The sequence below is a fragment of the Bradyrhizobium sp. AT1 genome (assembly GCF_001590795.1).
Classification (GTDB): domain Bacteria; phylum Pseudomonadota; class Alphaproteobacteria; order Rhizobiales; family Xanthobacteraceae; genus Bradyrhizobium.
The window spans coordinates 5,061,889-5,065,354 of the sequence record NZ_JXDL01000001.1; the positions used below are offsets into that span (position 1 = coordinate 5,061,889).

At 63.4% G+C, this 3,466-nt stretch carries 3 protein-coding genes; all 3 read right to left on the bottom strand.

Annotated elements, in window-relative coordinates; genetic code table 11:
• Nucleotides 1-30: 30 nt before the first annotated feature.
• Nucleotides 31-1,155 carry a hypothetical protein gene (locus tag SE92_RS23510; RefSeq protein WP_063198749.1) on the bottom strand — a complete coding sequence of 375 codons (1,125 nt, stop codon included), beginning with the start codon at nt 1,153-1,155 and terminating at the stop codon, nt 31-33.
• A gap of 188 nt (nt 1,156-1,343) precedes the next feature.
• Nucleotides 1,344-2,648 (bottom strand): ATP-dependent protease ATPase subunit HslU, encoded by a 1,305-nt coding sequence (gene hslU, locus SE92_RS23515; protein ID WP_063198750.1) that lies wholly within the window; start codon nt 2,646-2,648, stop codon nt 1,344-1,346.
• Nucleotides 2,649-2,700: 52 nt separating this feature from the next.
• Nucleotides 2,701-3,315 (bottom strand): DUF2585 domain-containing protein, encoded by a 615-nt coding sequence (locus SE92_RS23520; protein WP_063198752.1) that lies wholly within the window; start codon nt 3,313-3,315, stop codon nt 2,701-2,703.
• Between the last annotated feature and the right edge of the window lie 151 nt (nt 3,316-3,466).

The following is a 3,466-nucleotide window of genomic DNA, read 5'->3' on the forward strand; positions in this document are numbered from 1 at the left end:
GTCTCCGAGGTTGCGCCTCAGTTTTTGCCATCAGAACGGCCGGATGATTCCGACGCGGGGGACCAGCGTGATGATCAGGCCGAAGATGTTTGTCTTCCGGTCGTCAGGCGGAATCAGCGCCGTCTCCCGCGCGGCCGGCAGCATCTTCACCGCATGCAGGATCAGGAACATGCAGACCGCCCAGTTCGAGATCCAGCGCGAATAGTCGAACACCATCGCGAACATCACGAGATAGGCGAGGCTGATGCCGATCAGCGCCGCGATGACGAGGCGGCGGTACGTCGCGCTGGCGAGCGAGCCGATCAGCTTCGCGAGGAAACGCCACAGCGGCGTGTGCAGCCAGATCAGCAACGCGAACACAGGTATGCCGAGGCTGTTGTGCGGCAGGCGGCCCCAGGTGTCGGAAACTTCCTTCGCCAGCGGCTGGTACCAGATGTAGGCGAATTGCAAGAGGTCGGTGTGCGACGGATCGGCCATCCGCGTTTGCAGGTACGCGACGAAGTCCGCTTCCGGGATCGGCATCGTTCCCCAAAATTGCGCGGCGAAGAACAGCGCGGAGACGATCGCGAGGGCGAGGAGACCGAATGCGATATTGCCGCGACTGAGCCCGTGAGCGAGGTAGTGCCTGATCACGACGATGGTGACGATCGTCGGCACATACATCAAGAGATGAATGTGGTGGATCAGCACGAGAATGATCGAGAACAGCGCAGCCGTGGCGACGAACAGCAGCGAGCGCGACGGCATCAGCAGCAGGACGAGCGCGAACGCGCAGCCATAGATGTCGAAATGGCCGAGCGTGTGCATGAAATTCTTCAGGAAGAACGGCGAGCCCGCGATGAACACGAACAGCGGCAGCGTCTTTGCGGTGAAGCCAAACGTCTTCTGAAACAGCCTTGCGTAAAGCCCAAGTGTCACCAGCCACGTCACGCCGCCGAGCGCGAACACCAGCCACACCGGCACCTTGTCGGTGAACAGCGCGACGGCTGCCCCGATCAGCGCGCGCTTGATGAAGCCGAAATGGTAGTCGACCAGGAGGTGGATGTAGGGGACGTAAGGCGGCAGCTGGATCTTGTGAACGAACACGCCGACGATCACCGCCGCGTTGATCGCGAGCAGCAGGCGCCAGGGATTTTGCAGGATGTTAGCGGGCACGCGACACCAGCCACGCGCCAAACTCCGCTGTCGTCCCGGGCAAGCGAAGCGCGACCCGGGACCCATAACCACAGGAGGTCGTGTGTGCCGGGATCGGAGCCGCCATCTGCTCTAACAAGGACCGATTGTGGTTACGGGTCCCCGCGTTCGCGGGGACGACAGCAGATAGATAGCCGACCGTGGCCGAATTACAAAATAAACCGGCTCAAATCCGCGTTCTTGGCGAGATCGCCGACGTGCTTCTGCACGAAATCGGCGTCCACCTTGACGGTCTCGCCGCTGCGGTCGGGGGCGGTGAAGGAGATCTCGTCCAGCACCCGCTCCATCACGGTCTGCAGCCGCCGGGCGCCGATGTTCTCGACAGTGGAATTGACAGCGACCGCGACGTCGGCGAGCGCGTCGATGGCGCCGTCGGTGATGTCGAGCGTCACGCCTTCGGTGTGCATCAAGGCGACATATTGCTTGATCAGCGAGGCCTCGGGCTCGGTCAGGATGCGGCGCATGTCGTCGCGGGTCAGTGCCTGCAATTCGACGCGGATCGGCAGGCGGCCCTGCAATTCCGGCAGCAGGTCGGACGGCTTCGCGACGTGGAAGGCGCCGGAAGCGATGAACAGGATGTGGTCGGTCTTCACCGCGCCATGCTTCGTCGAGACCGTGGTGCCCTCAATCAGCGGCAGCAGATCGCGCTGCACGCCCTCGCGCGAGACGTCGCCGGCGGCGCGGCCTTCGCGCGCGCAGATCTTGTCGATCTCGTCGAGGAACACGATGCCGTTGTTCTCGACCGCGCTGATCGCCTCCAGTGTCAGCTGATCGGTATCCAGCAGCTTGTCGGATTCCTCGTTGACGAGGATCTCGTGCGAGCTTTCCACGGTCAGCCGCCGCGTCTTGCTGCGGCCCCCGAGCTTACCGAAAATGTCGCCGATCGAGATCGCGCCCATCTGCGCGCCCGGCATGCCCGGGATTTCGAACATCGGCATGCCGCTGCCGGACGACTGCGTCTCGACCTCGATTTCCTTGTCGTTGAGCTCGCCGGCGCGCAACTTCTTGCGGAAGGATTCGCGCGTCGCGGAAGAGGCATTGGCGCCGACCAGCGCGTCGAGCACGCGCTCTTCGGCGGCGAGTTGCGCGCGGGCCTGCACGTCCTTGCGCTTCTTCTCACGGACCTGGGCGATCGCGACTTCGACGAGATCGCGCACGATCTGCTCGACGTCGCGGCCGACATAGCCGACCTCGGTGAATTTCGTGGCTTCCACCTTGAGGAACGGCGCGTTGGCCAGTTTTGCCAGTCGCCGCGCGATTTCCGTTTTGCCGACGCCGGTGGGGCCGATCATCAGGATGTTCTTCGGCAGCACTTCTTCTCGCAACGAGCCTTCGAGCTGCTGCCGGCGCCAGCGGTTGCGCAGCGCGATCGAGACGGCGCGCTTGGCATCGGCCTGGCCGACGATGAAACGGTCGAGTTCGGAAACGATTTCGCGGGGAGAGAAGTCTGTCATGGGGCCTTAGCTAGGGTCAGATGCGGGTTGGGACAAGCCGCTTTTTTGGCCGTCAGATGATCGGCGGACCGGATTGCCACTGCTTCACGGCCTCGATCGGATGGATCAGCATCAGGATATTGAGCGTCAGATTGTCGCGAATGTGGAGCGCCAGCATGATCTCGAAGGCGAGGCCGATCAGGACCGTCATCGAGACTGGCATCAGACGAGCGGCGAGGAATCCCAGCACCATCGCCAGATTGTCCGAGACCGAGTTGACGATGCTGTCGCCGAAATAATCCAGCGAAATCGTGCCGGCGCGGTAGCGCTCGATGATGAAGGGAGAATTCTCGACGATCTCCCAGGCGCCTTCGATCAGCATCGCGACGATCAGCCGGGCCGGCCAGGACAGAGGCAGCAGCGGCAGCCGCGCGAACAGCAGCCAGGTCAGGCCGTAGAACAGGAAGCCGTGCAGGATGTGCGAGAAGGTGTACCAGTCGGCGATGTGCTGCGAGTTCTCCGAGCTGTTCACCACGCCATGCCACAGCTTGACGTAGCCGCAGGTGCAGATCGGCACCCGCCCCATCGCGAACAGGATCGCGGCCTGCGCCGCCAGCAATAGCAGCGCGATGCCGGCCCAATAGGCTGGGGGGATCGTCGTCTTGATGCTCTGAGGCGCGAGTGTCATGCCGGAGCGACGGTGCGCTCCCTCTCCCGCTTGCGGGAGAGGGTTGGGGAGAGGGTGTCTCCGCTGGCGAGAACACCCAAGAGGAGAGAGCCCTCACCCGCGCCTTTGGCGCGACCTCTCCCGTAGGCGGGAGAGGTTAGACCGAGGCCGC

What these genes read in the sequence shown, in the direction of transcription:
- hslU (WP_063198750.1), bottom strand. Translation starts at nt 2,648, where the DNA reads ATGACAGACTTCTCTCCCCGCGAAATCGTTTCCGAACTCGACCGTTTC.
- SE92_RS23520 (WP_063198752.1), bottom strand. Translation starts at nt 3,315, where the DNA reads ATGACACTCGCGCCTCAGAGCATCAAGACGACGATCCCCCCAGCCTAT.